21 protein-coding genes are annotated in these 19989 nt (G+C 40.9%); 15 read left to right on the forward strand and 6 right to left on the reverse strand.

What is annotated here, in order from left to right; all coding sequences use genetic code 11:
- The first annotated feature begins 23 nt into the window (after positions 1–23).
- The 9 genes from J4N22_RS17515 to J4N22_RS17555 all read left to right on the forward strand — a co-directional run bounded on the left by J4N22_RS17515 (position 24) and on the right by J4N22_RS17555 (position 7209).
- Positions 24–536 (forward strand): lipocalin-like domain-containing protein, encoded by a 513-nt coding sequence (locus tag J4N22_RS17515; protein ID WP_207496765.1) that lies wholly within the window; start codon positions 24–26, stop codon positions 534–536.
- Positions 537–779: 243 nt separating this feature from the next.
- Positions 780–1379, forward strand: a complete 600-nt coding sequence (locus tag J4N22_RS17520) for a GrpB family protein (RefSeq protein WP_207496766.1) — start codon at positions 780–782, stop codon at positions 1377–1379.
- A gap of 558 nt (positions 1380–1937) precedes the next feature.
- Positions 1938–2420, forward strand: a complete 483-nt coding sequence (locus J4N22_RS17525) for a DUF3592 domain-containing protein (RefSeq protein WP_207496767.1) — start codon at positions 1938–1940, stop codon at positions 2418–2420.
- Between the two features lie 815 nt (positions 2421–3235).
- The gene (locus tag J4N22_RS17530) at positions 3236–3979 is read left to right on the forward strand and encodes a DUF2625 domain-containing protein (protein WP_207496768.1); all 744 of its coding nucleotides are present in this window, start codon (positions 3236–3238) and stop codon (positions 3977–3979) included.
- Between the two features lie 214 nt (positions 3980–4193).
- Complete coding sequence (locus J4N22_RS17535) at positions 4194–4586, forward strand: hypothetical protein (protein ID WP_207496769.1); 393 nt, start codon at positions 4194–4196, stop codon at positions 4584–4586.
- Between the two features lie 24 nt (positions 4587–4610).
- Positions 4611–4892, forward strand: coding sequence for a hypothetical protein (locus J4N22_RS17540; protein WP_207496770.1), 282 nt, complete (start codon positions 4611–4613; stop codon positions 4890–4892).
- A gap of 125 nt (positions 4893–5017) precedes the next feature.
- The gene (locus J4N22_RS17545) at positions 5018–5602 is read left to right on the forward strand and encodes a hypothetical protein (protein ID WP_207496771.1); all 585 of its coding nucleotides are present in this window, start codon (positions 5018–5020) and stop codon (positions 5600–5602) included.
- Positions 5603–5655: 53 nt separating this feature from the next.
- The gene (locus tag J4N22_RS17550; protein ID WP_207496772.1) at positions 5656–6357 is read left to right on the forward strand and encodes an SH3 domain-containing protein; all 702 of its coding nucleotides are present in this window, start codon (positions 5656–5658) and stop codon (positions 6355–6357) included.
- 33 nt (positions 6358–6390) lie between these two features.
- Complete coding sequence (locus tag J4N22_RS17555; protein WP_207496773.1) at positions 6391–7209, forward strand: hypothetical protein; 819 nt, start codon at positions 6391–6393, stop codon at positions 7207–7209.
- Between the two features lie 99 nt (positions 7210–7308).
- On the opposite strand, the gene J4N22_RS17560 is transcribed toward J4N22_RS17555, so the two are convergent.
- The gene (locus J4N22_RS17560; RefSeq protein ID WP_207496774.1) at positions 7309–7833 is read right to left on the reverse strand and encodes a DUF488 domain-containing protein; all 525 of its coding nucleotides are present in this window, start codon (positions 7831–7833) and stop codon (positions 7309–7311) included.
- A 161-nt stretch (positions 7834–7994) separates the two neighbouring features.
- Between J4N22_RS17560 and J4N22_RS17565 the strand changes: the two genes are divergently transcribed.
- The 3 genes from J4N22_RS17565 (at position 7995) to J4N22_RS17575 (ending at position 11530) form a co-directional block, all read left to right on the forward strand.
- Positions 7995–10232 carry a T9SS type B sorting domain-containing protein gene (locus tag J4N22_RS17565; RefSeq protein WP_207496775.1) on the forward strand — a complete coding sequence of 746 codons (2238 nt, stop codon included), beginning with the start codon at positions 7995–7997 and terminating at the stop codon, positions 10230–10232.
- A 55-nt stretch (positions 10233–10287) separates the two neighbouring features.
- A complete protein-coding gene (locus J4N22_RS17570) occupies positions 10288–10908 on the forward strand; it encodes a hypothetical protein (protein ID WP_207496776.1) in 621 nt (206 codons plus the stop codon).
- Positions 10909–11029: 121 nt separating this feature from the next.
- Positions 11030–11530 carry a DUF1579 domain-containing protein gene (locus tag J4N22_RS17575; RefSeq protein WP_207496777.1) on the forward strand — a complete coding sequence of 167 codons (501 nt, stop codon included), beginning with the start codon at positions 11030–11032 and terminating at the stop codon, positions 11528–11530.
- 74 nt (positions 11531–11604) lie between these two features.
- On the opposite strand, the gene J4N22_RS17580 is transcribed toward J4N22_RS17575, so the two are convergent.
- The 4 genes from J4N22_RS17580 to J4N22_RS17595 form a co-directional block, all read right to left on the reverse strand.
- A complete protein-coding gene (locus J4N22_RS17580; RefSeq protein ID WP_207496778.1) occupies positions 11605–12870 on the reverse strand; it encodes a sensor histidine kinase in 1266 nt (421 codons plus the stop codon).
- A 39-nt stretch (positions 12871–12909) separates the two neighbouring features.
- Positions 12910–13587, reverse strand: coding sequence for a response regulator transcription factor (locus tag J4N22_RS17585; protein WP_207496779.1), 678 nt, complete (start codon positions 13585–13587; stop codon positions 12910–12912).
- A 105-nt stretch (positions 13588–13692) separates the two neighbouring features.
- Positions 13693–15201, reverse strand: coding sequence for a Do family serine endopeptidase (locus J4N22_RS17590; RefSeq protein WP_207496780.1), 1509 nt, complete (start codon positions 15199–15201; stop codon positions 13693–13695).
- A gap of 278 nt (positions 15202–15479) precedes the next feature.
- Positions 15480–15698 (reverse strand): hypothetical protein, encoded by a 219-nt coding sequence (locus J4N22_RS17595; protein ID WP_207496781.1) that lies wholly within the window; start codon positions 15696–15698, stop codon positions 15480–15482.
- 205 nt (positions 15699–15903) lie between these two features.
- Here J4N22_RS17595 and J4N22_RS17600 point away from each other — a divergent pair, with 205 nt between their 5' ends.
- From J4N22_RS17600 to J4N22_RS17610, 3 genes are read left to right on the forward strand one after another with little or no spacing between them, the layout of a single operon-like run.
- Positions 15904–16380: a BON domain-containing protein gene (locus tag J4N22_RS17600; protein ID WP_207496782.1), complete on the forward strand. Its 477-nt coding sequence runs from the start codon at positions 15904–15906 to the stop codon at positions 16378–16380.
- A 43-nt stretch (positions 16381–16423) separates the two neighbouring features.
- Positions 16424–17074: a hypothetical protein gene (locus J4N22_RS17605; RefSeq protein ID WP_207496783.1), complete on the forward strand. Its 651-nt coding sequence runs from the start codon at positions 16424–16426 to the stop codon at positions 17072–17074.
- 5 nt (positions 17075–17079) lie between these two features.
- Positions 17080–17388, forward strand: a complete 309-nt coding sequence (locus tag J4N22_RS17610) for a DUF202 domain-containing protein (protein WP_207496784.1) — start codon at positions 17080–17082, stop codon at positions 17386–17388.
- 90 nt (positions 17389–17478) lie between these two features.
- Here the strand turns inward: J4N22_RS17610 and J4N22_RS17615 are convergent, their stop codons facing one another.
- Positions 17479–19968 carry a S9 family peptidase gene (locus J4N22_RS17615; RefSeq protein WP_207496785.1) on the reverse strand — a complete coding sequence of 830 codons (2490 nt, stop codon included), beginning with the start codon at positions 19966–19968 and terminating at the stop codon, positions 17479–17481.
- Positions 19969–19989 lie beyond the last annotated feature (21 nt).

Here is a 19989-nt window from a genome sequence, read left to right on the forward strand (position 1 = left end):
TTCACAATTTAAAGTTTTGACAAATGAAGGAATTCTATTTAGTGTTCTTGTTCGCCTTAACTCTAACTTCCAATTCGTTTGGGCAAAATAAGGTTAAATCAAATCAACCCAAAACAGCAACGACACAACTCGATAAACTGATAGGTACTTGGAGACTGATTGAATTCTCAGATTTAGATACTGCAACCTTAGAATGGAAATACCAATATGGAAGAAATCCAAAGGGTTATTTTACATATAGCAAATCCGGCATTGTCAATATCAACATTTCGGCGGAAGCACCTTTGAAAATTTCAAGGGATTCGGCCAAAAACTATAATATCAGTTTGCTCAATTGGATAAATAAGTATTCAGTAGGATATTTTGGAACTTACACAGTTGATTTCGACAAGTCTATTTTGACACATCGTGTTGAAGGTGGGTCTTTACCTTGGTATATTGACACTGACCAAGCACGACATTTTGTATTAAAAAACGATACTTTGACAATAGGAAATAGTAAAACGTGGAAACGTGTTCTTGTAAAAACAGACTAATGAGTTCCGATGCCCTGCCTACAACATTTGGTTTGCTGTTATGCCGGCAGACGAAACGCAGCATTAGTTTTTTGTTCCCTAATCAGCAGCAGTTTCGGCTGACCGAACGCAGGTTAACGATAGAATAAAAATTGTACTTTGGTCTTCTATTTGGCTTTTGTTTCAGTCAGACGAATATAAAAGCCCGGCACAGCAGCAAGCCGTAAACGTTAACTATCATTATAGTTTAGTTCTTCTTGTTCTATGAGTAATGAAAAGATTATTATTGAGGAGTATTCCCCAAACTGGGCGTCGGTGTTTCAGCAATTACGGTCAATTTATCTTAGGCATTTGGCAGACGTTGTAACAGACGTGCAACACGTAGGTAGCACTTCCGTTGTCGGCCTCGCTGCAAAGCCGATCATTGACATTGATCTTGTTATACCCAATCGGGAGAACCTTGTTGTTGTGATCAAGAGACTTCACTTGCTCGGTTATGATCACCGTGGAGATTTGGGCATTAAGGATAGAGAGGCTTTTAAGCGGCGATCCGACCATGTACCCTTTGACCCTCACATCCGTACCTGGCCAAATCATCATTTATACGTTTGCCCCTCAGACAGCATTGCCTTGAAGAATCACCTGGCGCTCCGTGATTTTCTATTCCGACATCCCGCCCAAGCAACAGCTTATGGAGAGCTTAAAAAAAGGCTGGCACTAGAACACCCCTATGATATTGACCGCTATATTGAAGGCAAAACCCCTTTTATAACCGGGGTCTTGCGTGCGGTTGGATTTGACCAACACGCCCTAAATGACATTGCTCGTGACAACAGCCTCGCAAACCTAAAAAGCAACCGTTAACACTATGTTTCTAAAACAGCGGCTTGACTGAAAAGGCTGGTTTCTTATGAGCTTAATTTTTTAGAACAAGACAGCAGCATTATAAACTATTGGTATCCCCAACCATATTTCAAGATTAATGGAAATCGAGCGATTGCTGTTTATGGGAATTATATTGAAGATTTGTTTAAGTTGAAGAGAGATGGTTTCTGGACTGTCCGTGAACTTTTCGGAACAAGGGTACTTGAGGTACAAGATGTTCGGATAGAAGATGTCCAGCTAGAAGATATCCGAAAGGATACTACTTCGGATTGAAATTTATGCATACCAAAGCAGCCGCTAATAATTGGCTTGCTACTATGCTGGCTAACCTAACGCAACATCAACTTTCGTTTCGCTTATCAGCAGTAGTTCCACCATCACCGAACACTATTGAGCAGTAGAAATAAACTTGTACATTAGTTCATCATTCGGCTTCGGTCGTCGGCGGACCGAACACAGAATACCGCCACAACGCAAGCCGCCAACGTTAGCAGCTTTGGGCATACGCTGCTGATGTTTTTAATATGAGTATAAAAGATGGAATTAGTAAGGAAATACTGGATAGTAATTATGGCGACGTTTGGGCTTTGTATGTTCATTAAGCCAGCTCTATGTTTCCTAATACTTGGGGCGCTTATATCATATCTAGGTTTTGCAGCAGTAATATTTCTGAAAAAAATCAGAAGGATTGGAGTTGATTGGACAGGGAACATAATTGAGTATCAATCTGACCGCGATGGCCACAAGACCCCTGTAATTGAGTTCACTACTTTGACCGGTGATATAATCAAAGAAAAACCTTTTGTTTACGCTTCGACAGATTTAAGTAAAATAAGAACGTATAGAAAGTTTATTGACCAATCGGTGCCAATTTTGTATGACCCTGATGATCCCAAAAAATTTGTTCTAAAGAATGAAGAAGGCTTTAATTACATTATTTTCATCGTTTTCATACTGGCAGGATTATTTTCTGTTGGAGTAAGCATCGGTTGGTTATTAGGTTATATAAAAATGGGGTAAACAAGACAATTCTTAAGCAATTGGATGAAGCCGTGAACGTTGTAAGCATGCTGGATTAGAGATTAAATTACAAAGATGAATTCAATGAGCAGATTTAAGAAAGAGCATGTCGTAGTATTTATTCCAACATTTTTTGTCCTAAATGTTCTTGCTGGTCTTAATATTCTCATCAGAATGAATTTCAGTTTAAGTAATGACTACGAAGCATTTTCCTTTATAGGTGGAAAACCATCTGAGATCAAAATGCTACTTATGGGTTTTAGGAACTTGCAAGATATATTTTACTTCATCTGCTTAACATTGGTTTTTACTATGATCAGTGTAAGCTTTATAAGAAGCCAAATCATAAAAAATGGTGGTAGAAGTGGAACAATCCTAAACTCCGTAATACTCACCTTTTTGTTGGCATCACTTTACATCATGTATAAACTTCTTTATGCTTTTAAATTTAATAAAGAATACTTCAATGTTTATTGGAGTGACATTAAGAGGGAAACTTTGATTTTATTTATTATTTATCTCTTTATTTCCATTCCGATAACATTTTTAAGTTCTAAACAAATAGCGAAGTCCATTAAACTCTAAAATAAGCACAGCATACAACAGTAGTTGGCAAAAGATGGGCTGAATGTTGAGAACATCAGCAGCATTTAACCATCATCTTCAGCTTCGGCTGAAAAATCAATAGTCTGCTTTTGTTCTTTATCTTGTGCAGTAGAAAATTATTGGTCAGAAGTTCGGGCTGAATAGCCATCAAACCCATCCTTCGCCGATACTTTTACGTTGGTGGCAATTCGCAGACAGCTTCAAATTCAATGAGAAAAATAAATGCAATCATACTTTCACTCTTTGTGACATTGACAACATTCGGACAAGTAAAAATGCGCCCACTTGAAGAACTGATAAATACCGAAGACCCAGGTTGGTCATTAGTGAAAGAATGGATAAAGACCGCCAAGAACAAGGTTGAAATACTGCCTGTAGATACAACAAGGGCGAAGGAAGCATTATTTAAAACACAAGTGACTACACGTTCACCTATGGGTTCAGTAGTCTTTATGACAGGAGGACTGCTAATAGATAATGGGTGGATTAGAATTCTTGGTTCGGGTCAAGCAAGACTTCCAAGAACACTTCCTGATTGGAATAAAGGAAAATCTTTTCAGGAGTTCGGAGAAGCGCCCAATTTTCTACTTATAGCTGATGACGCTATTGGTGGCTTCTTCCTGTTGAACGGAGGAGGACTTGGAAAAGATTTAGGAAAAGTATATTACTTATCACCAGACAATTTAGAGTATGAACCGCTTGACTTGACCTATACAGATTTCTTGTTTTTTTGCTTCAATAATAATCTTGACAAATTCTACAAAGGATATCGGTGGACAAATTGGAAGGAAGAAGTAAAAACTTTAAGTGGTGATAAGACTTTCAACTTCTTTCCGCCTTTGTGGACAAAGGAAGGCAAAGACATGAAAAAAGTTTCACGACGGGCTATACCTGTAGAGGAACAATACAGTTTCAGTCTTGAGATGAGAAAGCAACTTGGAATTCAAAAATAGGAACTGCCACCAACAATCGTATTTGTGCAACTGTGGCAGAATGTTACCAGCTTCGGCTGCAGTTCGTCACTCTGCTGCTGTTCAGGCTGAACATTATCTACAAGCTGTAGCAGGTAATCATCAACAGCAGTACCTTTAGCCAGTTATTCGTACAGGTTTGTTGTTCCCTGGATACCACACCTACACAACTACATTCAACTCTGTGCGTCTCCATATGCGTCACGTCCTTATAATCATATTGACCATTTTCATCGGGGTTTGTCATGGGCAAAACTTTTCTTACCCATCCATACTGGTGACAGGTCAAAACATTCCTGATTTTGTGCCTGCTGGTTGGACAGTTCTTGACAGTGCTTATGGTGACTTAAACAAAGACGGCGTAACGGACGCAGCTATTGTTATCCAGCATAAGGACAGTATTTCAATGGCAAACAGTGTAGGAGACACCGTTCTAACACAGCCCAGGATGTTGTTGATACTTTTCAGAAACGCTGCTCACAACAGTTTTGCGTTAGTTGAGCAAAGCAACACTTTTATCTTAAGGCACGATAATCCAGCAATGGAAGACCCATACCTTGAGTTGGCTATTAACAAAGGAATATTGTAAATTAAGTTTCACCTCTTTTATAACATGGGCAGTTGGTATGTAACAAACGCTGTTTATAAATTCCGATTTCAACAAGGACAGTTTGTTTTAATTGGTGCTGAAAACTCTTCTTTCCACAGGGCTACACACGATTTCGAAGACTACAGCTATAATTTTTTGTCGAAGAAAAGAGCGTTGACAAAAGGCAACGACAACAAAGGCAGTAAAAAGACAACATGGAAGTCATTAAACATCTCGCAACTTAAGACGCTAAAAACATTTACTGAACCATTCACCTGGGAAATTGAACCAGGTTATTATTTATAATGGCGTGGGGCGGACGGCACGTACAAGGAAGATGAACATTTATATAAGATGTACATTCGTCCTCATTTGGCTTCAGTTCCCGGTGATGCCGTTAGATGAAATTCTAATCAACAGAAATATTGACCATGAAAATTGCAGAGTTAGATCAAAAAATAAGATTAAGCCGAAGGAAGTTTGTATTGTACGAGGATAAGGTGGCAGTAGAAATTAAGACACCAAAGGATACTTCAAGATATGAAGTTGATATTCGTGATACAGGAGAAAAATTGCATTACCATGCAGAAAATACCAAGGGCGGTTATATTATCCTTGCAGTCATCTTCCTGGTTCCTGTTGTGGTTACCATAGTTAGTTTTACCAGTAACAGTATCAATGGTGGGCAGGTATTAGGAGCATGGTTCTGCTCTTTAGTAATTGCCTTTCTTGCCTACATAAAGGAACATGTAGATGACGTATATCTAACAGGCGGCAAAACCAACCTTTACTTTTTTCGCAACATACCTTCTGAACAGGAAGTGCTCCATTTTATAGAATTGGTGATGACGGCCAAAAGGGAAATGCTGAAAAAAGAATATTTGGCTTTTGATAAATATACAGATGAAGAAGAGTATCATGAACGGCTGGTATGGCTTAGAGACAATAACCTGATAACGAAAGAAGATTTCGAAAATGCCAAGATTGATTTTGAAATTAGTCGCTTGCTTCAATAAGTATGGGTTGATATCACCACTTGTTTCAAAAGATTAGCCGCAGTTTTTATTGTATGCAAAAGTTTCTAATTCTCTATTTATTCATCTTCATATCCGCGGTAGCAAAAGCGCAAACTGCCTTGGTAAAAGATCCGGAAGGTTATTGCAATGTTCGGCAAGCTGCAGGTAATCAGTCAAAGATCATAGACACGCTTACGAACAATAAAATCGTTTTTGTTTACCCAGAGCAGGCAGAAGGAAACTGGTGGCCGGTTGATTATACAAAGGGTGATAAAACTAGATCCGGTTATGTACATAAGTCAAGAGTTACTTTACTTTCAAACTTCACTAAGTTCAAACAGAAGACTATAAATGACAGTACATTAAAGCTTCACCTTGACAGCTTTCAATTATCAGTAAAAACAGGGAAATTCAATAAGAAGAGCAGGCAAATAAAATATGAGAATCACGAAGGTGAGCAGGCTTTTGTAAAAGCTATAGATAACAAACATCCTTGGGGGACAGACGGCAATGTACCTATAAAAGAATACAAACTCATCCAGTTTACAACAGGAAGTAATGTTATAAGTTTTCCAAGGAGCCTTTATAATGATCTGTTTGAGCCAAATCTTGATATGACAATGGCATATGTAGACAGGTCAACAGGGAAAGTTTATATTGAAGCTATAAATAGTGATGGAGCTGGCGGTTACGTAGTGATTTGGATTATTGATTACAATAAAATTATTGGGAGAGAAACCTTCATCCCTTTCTGATAAAGCTGCCCTAAACACCAAAACAACCCTTGCATGAAGAAGCAATTCTCTTGGATGATTTTCCTCTTAGTGATCACATCAATAAGTGGCTGCTCATTTATAAGCAACACATTTCAATATAGTGATACAACAAAAAGTTTTTTCGATCATTTACTAAGGGCAGAGTATGACGCATGCATACAGTTGATGGCGATTGACGACGCAGCAGCAGATAGCACTAAGGAAGATCTGAAACTCGGACTTGTTAACTTCAGGGAAGTTGTCGTAGAGAATTTTGGTGAGAAGGTTGAGTATACTTTGATGAGGGCTGAAAAGAAATGGTCGACTGAAGATGGTGAAGGCACCCGTCCAAACACCACAAAGCTATTCATGCAGTTTTCTAATGGAAAGGAGTTCGGAGTGCTAGAGGCTTTGTTCGATGACAAGTCTCAAAAGATTTTGAATATTAAAACACTTGATGTTAAAGAGTCCATTCCTGGCATGACAATGTTTTGGCTGTTTGGGATTATTGCACTGTGCGTTCCTGCTTTCAATATTTATGTGATCAGGAGAATTAAGAAGAGTGCTTACAAGAAGAAATGGCTTAAATATCTTGGTGTCATCGCTCTGAATGTTCCCACTATCACTTACGTTTCAATTGGTAAAATTTCCTTGGAGCTCTTTAGTTTACAAATTCTTTGCGGAATTGGTTTTGAATATATGGGCTATATCAATTCTGCATGGTATGTAGGAATTCCTCTTGGTGGTCTTTATTTCCTATGGCAGCTAGAGAAAGGTAAAGACAAACTTGTTGATCCCACTCCTGTTGATACACCTGCTTTATATGAAGAAACAAGTACTGAGGTTGTTTAGCATAATCTTTTACCAACTATAGATTGTTAGGTAGATGAATAGCAAAGCATCTTCAGCTTTCTTTCGCAGTCATACGCTTCGCCAGGTTTACATGCCTCATTACCTATACGTCAGTTTACCATCTTGAACTTTAGCCGGTGAAGTATATGGATGTTCTTCTTCTTTAGCGATAGACATAATATGCATCACTGTCCATTCTTCCGCTTTCAGGTAGTCAGAGATCATAGAGCGGTGACAACTCCACCAGACGGCCTCCGAACACATATATGCAGTCCTGTGCAGTTGTGCAATATCTTTCAACTTCCTGGCACCTTGTTCAAATTCTGCTGTTTCCATGTAATCAGCATATGCCCTGAATGCAGGATGTCTCCATGCTGTATTACCTGATTCCTTGTTTTGTTTTCTGCGTCCGCCAAGTTCAAGTATATGCTCGTATTGTATATTGTTTTGTTGCAGCGATACGCGTAGCGCCTCTTTATTGAAATAAGGGAATTTGCGTGAAGCTGGAAAATGCCGGACATCTACAAGCATTTGAATATTGAACGATTGAAGCATAGCAGTGAACTCATCAAGCGTTCTGTTCGAATGTCCGATTGTCCAAACTTCTTTCGGCAATACTTGCATGAAAGACTGTCTAAAAACATTAAGCCAAGATTGAAGTTTAAGGTTTAAGGTTTAAAGTTTGAAGTTTAAGGCTTGTCAACGTCTTGCCGCTGACACTAACTACTTACCATTCTTCCATTTGAATTTGCCGAAAGTACAGATGCTGTAACTTAGAATACTTGATGTTTACACGTATTCTCTTATTGTGCTTTAGCCTGTGCTATGCCTGTATGGTGTATGGCCAGGGCGAATTCAATAACTGGTACTTTGGTTCCGGCGCAGGCATCACTTTCCCTGGCCGCAATGCTACCAGTCTTACCAATGGTTCCATGTCCGCATCAGAAGGTTCTGCAACAATTAGCGATGCTGCAGGAAACCTGCTGTTTTACACCGATGGCTTGCGTATCTGGAACAAGTTTCACCAGGTAATGCCCAACGGCAACGGGCTAATTGGTCATCCGTCTACCTCGCAGCCTGCTATCATAGTTCCGCAGCCTGGCAGCAGTACCTTTTACTGGGTGTTTACACTAACAGACCAACAAGGTGCCGGCGACCTGCATTATTCCATTGTTGATATAACACTTGATGGTGGTAAAGGTGACGTGGTGGCTGGAAGCAAGAACATCTTTCTAACTTCTGGTCTTACCGAAAAAATAGTGGCAGCGAAGGCTACCATTTGCGGTATATGGATATTAGTGCACAGGCGGCTGAGCAGCGAGTTTATAGCTTATTTTTTAAGTTCTAAAGGTCTACAAGCGCCAGTATTTAGCAACGTTGGCAGTACACATATGAGCCCTGTAGGAACAATGAAAGTTTCGGCTGACAACAAAAAGATAGCTGTAACACAAACCAGTGGTACTGTAGAAATAATAGACTTCAATCCCACCACTGGTCTTTTGTCCAATGTTATTACCATTACTTCGCCGGCATTCAGTGCACCTTATGGAGCTTGCTTTTCGCCCGACGATTCCAAGCTGTACGTGCCCGAGATCAATGGCAATGAATACCTCCTGGTGTACCAGTATGACCTGTCGCTTGCAACACAAGCTGCCATTGCCGGTTCTAAAACATATGCCGGTGGCGCCAGTACCCGTTCAGTAGCTTTTAGCGATATACAGGTGGGCCCTGATGGAAAGCTATATGTAGCAAGGGCGGGAAAGAATTACCTGGCCATTATTCCTTTTCCAAATTTAAAGGCTCCGCAATGTGGTTTTGAGGAAGATGGTGTAAACCTGAACGGGCGATTAAGCGGTATTGGATTGCCTAATCAAATTAGGATACAGGACAGCGTTCTGCGAGTGAACCTGGGGCCTGATACTGCGGCCTGTTCCAATACAGCAGTTATCTTATCTGCCCCGGCTGTGGCTGCTAATTTTTTATGGTCTACAGGCGCTCAAACTCCATCTATATCTGTCAACACAGCCGGAACCTATTGGTTGTATGCTGATGATGGTTTGTGCGAAGCTTCGGATACTATCAATATTTCTTTTGGTGGTAAGCGTGTAGACCTGGGGCCTGATACAAGCATTTGCAACGGGAATACGGTGATGATAGATCTCGGCTATTTTACCAGTTACCAATGGCACGACAATACAACGACACCATCCTATGCAGTTACCGCTCCGGGTACTATATGGCTTACTGCCACTGATCATTGCGGCATTACCAGCAGCGATACTTTGCTTATTGAAGAAAAGCATTACCCGTTTTTGCGAATGCCTGATATGATCCGATGCAACGAGGACTCGCTTCACATAGAACCACCTACTCAATACCTCTCTTATTCATGGTCTCCTGATTATAATATTAGCAGCTTGAATAGTGCTTCAGTAAAAGTGGCGCCGGAACAGGATACCAGCTACTACCTGCAAGGTGAAATAGAAAAAGGCTGTTTTGTTTTTGATACTGTTCGTGTCAGTCGTCGTTTTTCGCAGCCCATATTTTTAGGACTTGATACCACTATATGTGCAGGAAAAATTCTTCAATTAAATGCCGGTAGTGGCTTTGTAAGTTATAGATGGAGCACAGGTGCAAGAAGGCAATACGCTGAGGTGGAGCAGAGAGGAAATTATTGGGTAGAGGCGAGAGATACGGATGGATGCACCAGTCGCGACACCATTTCAGTTGATTGGGATGTATGTCCGGCAGCTATTTGGGTACCTACAGCTTTTACGCCTAATGGCGATGGAAAGAATGATTATTTTAAAGCCATGACAGATGGTGCTTTTGTGCGGTTCAGGTTAACCGTCTTCAGCAGGTGGGGAGAGGTCATCTTCTCGTCCAATGATCCTAAAAGGTGGTGGGATGGAAGCTTCAAAGGAATGGCTTTACCTACCGGTGCTTATGTATGGACCTGCGACTACCAGTTGTACGGTGATGTAAACAAATCAGAAAAAGGAATGGTTACGTTATTACGCTAAATAAAGCCGCTATAAGAATAGTTCATTCACCAGCGGCTAAACGCGCTTTATATAAATGAAGATGTACGAAACTTTTAAAGGCAAACGAGTTATTTGGGAAAGCAAAACCAAATGGATAAAGAATGTTATAACGGCTGTTTTGTTTGTATGCGTTATTCTATTTGCCAGGCACGCACTTCCTCCTATTTTATTTTGGTTAGCCATCATTTTCTTTGGCGGTATGGGAACTTTTGCACTGGTGTGGTTGCTCCATCCTAAGAATCTATTTGTCTCTCCAGGCAGTCAACTGGGAGAAGAGATACTGGATTTTTGGAAACGGGAAAAAGAAGAAGATTATGGCAGTTTTTCCTACACAGCAAATGGATTTTCTTTTAAAGAAAACCAGCACAAAATTTTTTACAAATGGAATGATATAGAAACAGTATTCGCTCATGAAGAAGAAATCTCCTACGACCAAATGTGCCTGGATATTTTTATGCACAATGGTAGCCGGCTAGAGATAATGGAGGAAACACCGGGTTGGTACAAGTTCAAAGAGCGGCTTATTAAGCATGTGTCGCTAAAGCCTTTTGTGTGGGATAAGGAAGAACCAGGATATGATCCTGAACTAACACTTCTGTATGATAAGAAAGGTAGAACATTAGAAGAGGCAGAAGAGGATCTATACAACGACTAAGCAGCGTTACTAAAATTATATTAAGCCTAGTCATGTTAGCTTCCTATGGGTAGTAGAAGCCCTAATGCATGTTTTTTCTATAGTTAATTAGTCTACTTTACAATACCAATTCTATACACTTATGAATGAAAAATTTGAACAGTCAAAAACTGATGGTGCACACCTGCAATTGAGTAGGATGGTGGGTGATTGGGAAGGAACAACCAGGGTGTGGTTTGATCCAGCCAAGCTGGAAGATGAGTCTCCTATATCAGGCACCATGCGGCTTATACTGGATGGGCGTTTCATTATGCACGAATACAAGAGTAAGTTTGGTGAAGAGCCAATAACGGGAATGGCTATCTATGGCTACCATCTCGATCTGCAAAAGTTTCAATGTGCATGGATTGATTCATTTCACAATGGTTCTGCCATCATGTTCTCAGAGGGTAAAAGAGGTGATCAGAATTTGAACATCCTGGGAAGTTATTCATATGTGACGCCAGAGATGGAGCAACACTGGGGCTGGCGAACAACCATTGAATTGATAACTGATTCAGAAATGGTCATCACTGCTTATAATGTATCGCCTGAAGGAGGAGAAACAAAAGCTACAGAAACTGTGTACAAGAAAGTGCAATAGCTTCTTTAAGTGGATGCGTGAAAGCATTGCGTCGTAATTCACCAATCATTCAATAAGCTTTTACAGGCGATTTGTTATTTTTTAACCTCGAAACGATGCAGTCCATTTTCGGCTGAATAATTAATCTGCAGCTGGTGTACATCTGCAATCTTTTTTACTATTGCCAGCCCAAGCCCTGTTGACAGATCAGTAGGAGCGTGCTGTCGCAGAAAGCGTTTGAACAATTGATTTTTATCTATAGCCGGAAGATGACTTGAGTTGCTGATGGTAAAGCAGTTTGCATCTACAACAACTTCTATTCTTCCGCCCGTATGGTTATACTTAATGGCATTGCCAAGCAGGTTGCTTACAAGAGTATCTGCAAGTGATGCATGTAGTGGCAGCTTCCAATCCTGCCGTTCATCAAAGTTTACCTGCAGTTGCTTTTCCATCATCAGTTCATGAAACAGTGCAAGATATTTCCTGGTTACAGCAGTCATGCTTACTAGTTCAGTTGTATCAAATTGATGGTTTTCAATTTTTGCAAGCAGTAACAACGACTGGTTGATCTTGCTCAATCTTGTGATGGCTGTGCTGGCCTGCACCAGCGTGTTCAACTGGTTTTCCTGCAGGTCGCTGTCTTGCAGCAACAGCTCAAGCTTACTCTGCACAACTGCCAGTGGTGTCTGCATTTCATGCGCCGCGTTCTCCGTAAATTCTTTTATGCTGATGTAGTCACTGTGTATCTTTTCTGCCATCATATTCAGGGATGCATTCAGCTCATTAAATTCTTTCACTGATGTTGATTCTTCAAAATGCAGTGCTTCCATTTTTTGTAGTTCAGCACCTTTTATCTTTTGCAGCGAACGGCGGAATGGTCGCCATAGCTCTTTGTTGATGATCCAGTTGAAGAGCATGGTAACTACAAAAAGAAAGATGAACACCAGCAACATAATCCGTGTTACTTCTGCTACCAATGCACTTCTGTGTTTCTGCGATTTGCGGATAATGATCTGGTAAGGGATGCCACCAATAGATACAATATGTTCCAACTGCCTGTAAGAAACTTTGGTTTTATCCGCTTCATCATACTCTTCTTTAGTGGCTATGCTTGGAAAGCGAGTAGGCGTGGCCTGTACAGGAAAAATGACTATGTCAGGTGTCTTTAGTATGAATGAAGTACCAAAGCCGGATTGGCTGCGGAGGTATCTTATCCATTGCACTTCTTCTGTTACCAGTTCTTCATCAAGGCGTGTATTCAGTTCTTTGCTAAACTGGAAATACAGGTAATAACCTGCTATTGCCAGCAATGGCATGATAAGCAATAAAAAGCATAAAGTGGTTTTAGTCAATAACCTCATACGGTTATATTTTAGAAAGTACGACAGGCTATTGTTTATCTAGTTATCAGTAAACCTATAGCCTGTGCCGTACACTGTTTTTATATAGTCTTCACTGCCTGCTTCTACCAGTTTTTTGCGCAGGTTTTTTATATGTGCATAAATGAAATCGTAGTTGCTTGCCTGCCCGTATTCATCGCCCCAAATATGTTCGGCAATAGCTATTTTAGTAAGCACACGCCGTTTGTTGATAATGAAATATTGAAGCAGGTTGAATTCCTTTTCAGTCAGGTCTACTACTTTGTCATTTACAGTTACACGTCTTGCTTCTACATCAATGGTAATTTCATTGAAGGATGTTGTCTTATTGCCACTGAAATTCTTTCTTCTTAAAATGGCGTTGATGCGTGCATTCAATTCTGAAAGATGGAACGGCTTTGTCAAATAATCATCAGAGCCCAGTTCCAATCCACGCAGTTTATCTTCTAAAGCATTTTTAGCAGAAATAATGATGATGCCTGCTTTGGATTGTATATCCTTCAGCACTTTCACGATATCGAGCCCGCTTCCCAGCGGAAGGCCAATGTCCACTACTACACAGTCATAATCGTGTTGCTGCACTTTTTCCATTCCTGCTCTAAAGTGGCTTACGGCTTCGCATACATAGCCCTGGTGCTCCAGGTAGTGCTGGATGGATTGCTGCAACGCTATTTCATCTTCTATGATCAAAATTTTCATCCTTGTAAAATTACCGATCTGTAATGGGTGTTTTATCAGCACATAAAAAACCCCGCCTGTTATCGAGGCGGGGGAAACCAAAACTAAACCTTCCATGAACAAAGCTTATTGAAGATCGTTCAGGGCATAGCGATATTCAGTTTGTGGTTGCGATGGGTACACTCCACTAATGATGGCGCTATTGCCAGATCTTTTAATAGCTTCTTTAAGTTCTTCTACTGAATTCACTTTTATGTTGTTCACTTTCGTGATGATAAAACCTTCTTTGATCCTGGTTTGTTCGGTAAGGATACCTTGCTGTAAACTTTTTACCACTACACCTGATGAAAGCTGTAATTGTGCTGCTTTGCTTTTATCCAGGTTTTCAAAAGTGGCACCTAGTTGCTCCACTACTTTTTCCTGGATGCTTGCATAACTTCCTGCTTCGCCTTTCAAGGTTGCTGTAGCGGTTTTCTCTTTACCATTCTGCTGGTAAGTGATCTGCACTTTTTCACCCGGGCGTAGGGCAGCAATCTGCTCGATCATCTCAGTTCCGGTGTTAATGGTCTTACCATTGATCTTTGTAATGAAGTCACCTTTTTTCACGCCTGCTTCTTCAGCTGCGCTACCTTTGGAAACTTCCATTACAAATACACCTTTACCTTCTTTTACATTATTGGCTTTACGATCTTCTTCTGTCATCTGGTCGTTGCCATACATAATGCCGAGATAAGCTCTTTTTGCACTTCCAAATTCTACCAGATCGGCTACTATTTTTTTCACCATGTTAGATGGAATAGCATAACCATATCCTGCATACGATCCGGTAGGGGATGCAATGGCACTGTTGATACCTATCACATTACCATCTGTATTTACAAGTGCTCCACCGCTGTTACCAGGGTTGATAGCAGCATCGGTTTGAATGAATGCTTCAACAGGAGTTCTGCTCTGGCGGCTGTTGATGCCCAAGCCTCTAGACTTGGCACTTACAATACCGGAGGTAACGGTGGTCTGAAGACCTAAAGGATAACCAATAGCTAGTACCCACTGCCCCAGGCGAACTTCGTCAGAGTTAGCAAATTCCAGGTAAGGAAGATCCTTTGCATCTATTTTAATAACAGCAAGGTCAGTGCTGGCATCTTTACCTATCACTTTTGCTTTGTAGTCTTTGCTGTTGTTCAAGGTTACAGTTACTTCATCTGCACCATCAATTACGTGGTTGTTGGTAACTATATACCCGTCGGCACTTATGGTTACACCCGATCCTGAGCCCCTGCGTTGAGGAGAAGGAGAGGAGTTGCCTCTTTCGCCAAACATATCGCCGAAGCCATCACCAAAGAAATCTTGTAGCGGGTGGCGGCGGCCATTAGGTGTTTGCGCCACTTGCTTTGGCTTCGATTGTGTTTTAATATGAACTACTGCCGGTGCGGCTTTGGTAGCTGCATGTTCAAAATCTACCAGCCCGATACTTGCTGCAGCAGCGGTATAGCTGGCGGGTTTAAATAGTGAATTAGCAGGCGAGGCTGCTGGCAGCACCTGCTGATGTTGTTGATATTCGTTATAGCCCCAAACGCTTCCAACCGATGTAACGGCGCTGAATGCGGCTATTGCTAATGATTGCTTTATTGTCATGGTTTCATTTGTTTTAGAAATACAAGTCTACTCCTGCATTCTGAAGAGATTCTGTAGAAACCTGTAAAGGAACCGTTAATGAAAATGGAGACGGAAAAGCGTGAAATATCTCGTTTAGGTAAACGCGCTGGTGAAGGTGCTTACACGGCTTGGCAGCTATTGTTCAGCCGGTGATATAGAAATAGCAGTAGCTAATTATTTAGCAGTAAAGAAAATGAACATGCTGCTGAAGAAGATAAAAAAAGCATAGTGCAAACAAAGAAAAGGAGCAGGATCTTTTACGAGTGAAGCTTTGGATGTTGTTCTGCAAGATCAAATAACATAGTACGCTTACGTTGTAACATGCGTACTTGTTGGTAAAGATCTTTTAGCACATGAAACTCTTCATCTCGTGAAAGGGCAATCTCATAATCATGCTCTGCCTTATCCAGTTCTTCAGCCAGTTTGTCCAAACGAACTTTCAGGTGATTATATGTAGTAAAAGCAGGTACCAGCATGTTTCAAATTTACAACAGTAAACAGGGGAACGGGAGTCTTCAGGGTTAAATTTGTATTAGAACAGGGTTGTTTATGTTATCTGTTATTCAGCTTGATTTACTTAAACCATATAGGCCTTCGCTTTCATTCCAACTCATAAACAGCAGCTTCTTTAGGTGGCATCTTTTTTTTACCTACATGTATTCTTACCAAAATACATAAACCATGAACCAGTTCAAACATTCCTCATTGCTGCTTTGGATGATTGCTCTTCTTTCTTTTACCCTTATATCATGTGGTGGAAAGGTGAATGATGAGACACTGCAGCAGAATGTAAATGAGAAAATAAAAGCCGATGGAGGTAACCAAGCTATAAACGCTACGGTGAAAGATGGTGTAGTAACATTATCAGGAACATGTAGAGGAGAGAACTGTGCAGCCAATATAGAAAAACAAATAGCAGCGGTAGAGGGTGTTCGTTCGGTAGATAACCAGGTGCAGGTAGATAATAGCACCGATCTTACTTTACGCACTTCTGTGCACTCCGTTATTAGTAAATACCAGGGTGTACAGGCTGATGTAGCAGGAGGTGTAGTTGTTTTACGCGGTTCTATTGACAGGAGCCAGTTACAGCCACTGATGAATGAACTACAATCGCTGCAGCCTAAGCAGATAGATAACCAGCTTGCAATACTTCAATAGAAAGAAGAGTGCAGTTCAAGAAGCTGCACAGAAGAGCATGATCATGAAGCAGATTTTTTGTATCATATGTAGCATTAACCTTATTGCGAATGTTTGTGTAGCCCAGTCTACCAATCGACAAACTATATCCAACTGCAAGGTCACTTTTGATGTAACGGTTATAGACACTACTGCTCCTGAAGAGGTGGTAAGATCAGTAGGCAAAGCAGTAAAAATATCTAACGTAAAAGACAGGCAAAGCCGCAATGACGTTATAGCTACAGGATATAAACAAACAGCCATTTTCAAAGAGCGTACAGACACCATTGTGGTGCTTAAAGAGGTAGGTAGAGAGAAGTATATTTCATACATCGACTCCAGAACTTTCAATAGGAAGATAGCCGGGCATGAAGGAATAAAATTTACCACTACAACAGACTCTAAAAATATATTGGGCTTTGAATGCCTACTTGCACAGGCGCAGATGCCGGATGGTTCATATTTTAATGTCAATTATGCACCTGCCATAGAACCTTCTCATAAAGCTTTTCAACAGCAATTTCAGGAGCTGCCAGGTTTTGTATTAGAATACGAAGCTTACCTGGAAGATCGTAAGACCAAGGTGAGATATAAAGCTACAGCTATTGATCGCTCTATTGTTCCGGCAGCACTGTTTGACTGGCCGAAGAGTGGCTACCGGATCATATCGAACTAAGCAACATGGAACAGCAAAAAGTGAACAAGGATCTGATACTAAGGGAGAAGCTGGCACTACAGCGAACGGTAATGGCTAATCAAAGAACTTTTCTATCATTTATCAGAACGTCCCTTTATTTCTCAATTGCTGGTTTTAGCGTAGGTGAAATATTAGTAGTAAAACATGAAGACATTATAGGGTTTGCTTTTTTTGGGCTTTCAATTATCCTGTTGATCATTGGATTTTACTCCTATTATGTACAGCGCAAAAAGATAGAAGCTAGCAGGCAGCATATTGGAAATTACCTGCTGGAATATGAGGAAGATGTTTGATCCAAGCTTTTTTATTTTAGTCTGAGTTGTAGTAACAAAAAAAGCGAGGTGCTTTCTCAAACACCTCGCTTTTCTTTTGTTATAAAAAAATTATCGTCCTCTTCTCGTTGCCGGTGTTCCGGTAGCTGGAATGTCCCTGTTGATTTGCTCCATATCTACAGGTTGGGAGAAATCTCCAATCAGCCACTTACTATAGTAGTCAGCCAGTAGCCAGAAAAAGTATTCGTCCATAGTTGCAAATCCATGGCGTTGTCCAGGCATTAGCATCATATCGAAGCGCTTATTTGCTTTGATAAGAGCATTGGCTACACGTATGGTATTAGCCGGGTGAACGTTGTTGTCAATATCGCCATGTACCAGCATCAGCCTGCCTTTCAGGTTCTTCACCAGGTCCTGGTTCTTATCAATGTTATACAAGAAGGTAGTATCGCCTTTGTCGCTTACCACTTCTTTCACACCATGATGTTTTTCGCTCCACCAACGATTGTAGATAGAGTTGTCATGGTTGCCTGCACCAGATACAGCTACTTTAAAAAAGTCAGGGTAAACTAGCATAGCTGCAGTACTCATGAAGCCACCACCAGAGTGCCCATGTATACCAACACGGTCAGCGTCTATATACTTATAACGATCCGCAAGTTGCTCTATAGCTGCTTTTTTATCTGCTAAACCATAATCGCGAAGATTGCCATAGCCATAGTTGTGATACCATTTAGAACGGCTTGGATGACCACCACGGTTTCCTACAGTTACTACTACCAATCCTACCTGAGCCAGCCTGTCTATTCGTGCACTCGGCCTGCTAAAAGATTTTGTTACCGCCTCTGTTTGTGGACCGGGATAAACATATGCAACAACAGGATAAGTCCTTGTGCTATCAAAGTCAAATGGCTTGTACATAACGCCGTACAGGTCAGTTACGCCATCATCAGCTTTTACTTTAAAGATCTCAGGGAACTTGTAGCCGGCAGCAAACAATGATGAAAGATCTGCAGTTTCCAGGTCCATCACCTTTCTTCCTTCTGCATTGTACAAAGCTGATCGCGGAACTGTATTTACTCTTGAGTAGTTGTCAACAAAGAACCTGTTGTTGTCGTTCATGCTGCTGGAGTGTTCAAACTCACCGGCATTTAATAAACGTAATCCAGAGCCATCAAAATTTACCCTGTAAAGGTGCAGGTAATAAGGATCTTCATTTGCCTCTCTTCCATTAGCTGTAAAGTATAAAACACGTCTGGCATCGTCTATACCAACTATATTCTCGCAATGGAAACTGCCTGAAGTAATCTGGTTCTTCAGTTTTCCATTTCCATCGTACAGGTAAAAATGTGCCCAGCCATCTCTTTCACTCCAGTGAATAAGATCATTTCCGCCATTAGCAACACCCAATCTTCTTGTTTCAACATAGGTGTTCATTCTTTCTTCTATCAGCGGTTTTACCGTGCCTGTGTTGATGTCCACCTGGCAAATGTCGATACGCTTCAGGTCGCGGCTGGTGCGGGTAAAGTAGAAGTTGTTGTTGTTTCCTAACCAGATAGATGGACGTAAGTCATCGTCACGTGAACTTACTTTAGCAGGTGCAGGCCACAAGCCTAATGACTGGTCTTTGAACTGCTTTACTGGTAGTTCTTTGTTGGTTTTAGTAGCTACATCAAACAGCAACAGGTAATCTACAGGTGCTTCTTTTTCACCTGGCATATGATACTTGTATGTTTCCAATGTTGGGCGTGGTTCAGCTACGCTATTTATCACCCACAGTTCTTTTACATTTCTTTCATCTTGCTTTAGTACAGCAAAATGTTTGGAGTCTGGCGACCAAAGAATACGCTCTGGGTGACGTTTCTTTTTATTCTTCTCCACATCTACATTGGTCTCGTTCATGATGTTTCCAAAACCAAAGTATTCGATGCCGTTCTTAGTAAGTTGATTCTCTACAATAGTGCTGTCATCCTCGTTCTGCAAAGCCTTTTCATAATTGGCTTTATCCATCCAGTACAGGTTGTAGTTTTTAGCAAAAACGATTGTTTGCCCATCAGGAGAAACCGATGCCCAACGTGGATTTCTCTTTGGCTTCTTGAACTCTGATAACTCCACCAGTTGATGGGTGTTTAGGTTGTATTCAAAATAATGCACCTTCCTTTCTTTTACAGGAGGCGTGCCTTTCTTGGCTGTAGAATCCTTTTTTTCAACCTCTTCAGTGCTCTTTACTTCAAACTGTATCCAGTTCTCATCTTTTATAAAACGCAGGCTGTCTATAGGCAGGTGCTGCTCATCAAAAGGATCTTTTACGATCTTGGTTAGTTCTGCTGCCAGCTTAGCATTGTCAAACATTGGACGCTTCTGCGCCTTGGATGGATCCACGATATACCATCGCTTTCCTGATGGTGTTTCGTACTCGTACCAAAAGCGGTCAGATAATTTTAACCAATGCGGGTCTACGGAAGTGGAGAAAACCATCTTCTCCAAACGTTTTGTACTAAAACGTGCTGCTTGCTGGTAGTTGGCTTTGTTGGCATTGTTTTGCGAAAAGCTTACTTGCCAGAAGGTAATAATGAAAAGAAACGAGAGAAAAATACGCATGCTTTATTTCTAGTTTAAGCA

Origin of the sequence: Aridibaculum aurantiacum (assembly GCF_017355875.1) — a bacterium.
Classification (GTDB): Bacteria; Bacteroidota; Bacteroidia; order Chitinophagales; family Chitinophagaceae; genus Segetibacter; species Segetibacter aurantiacus.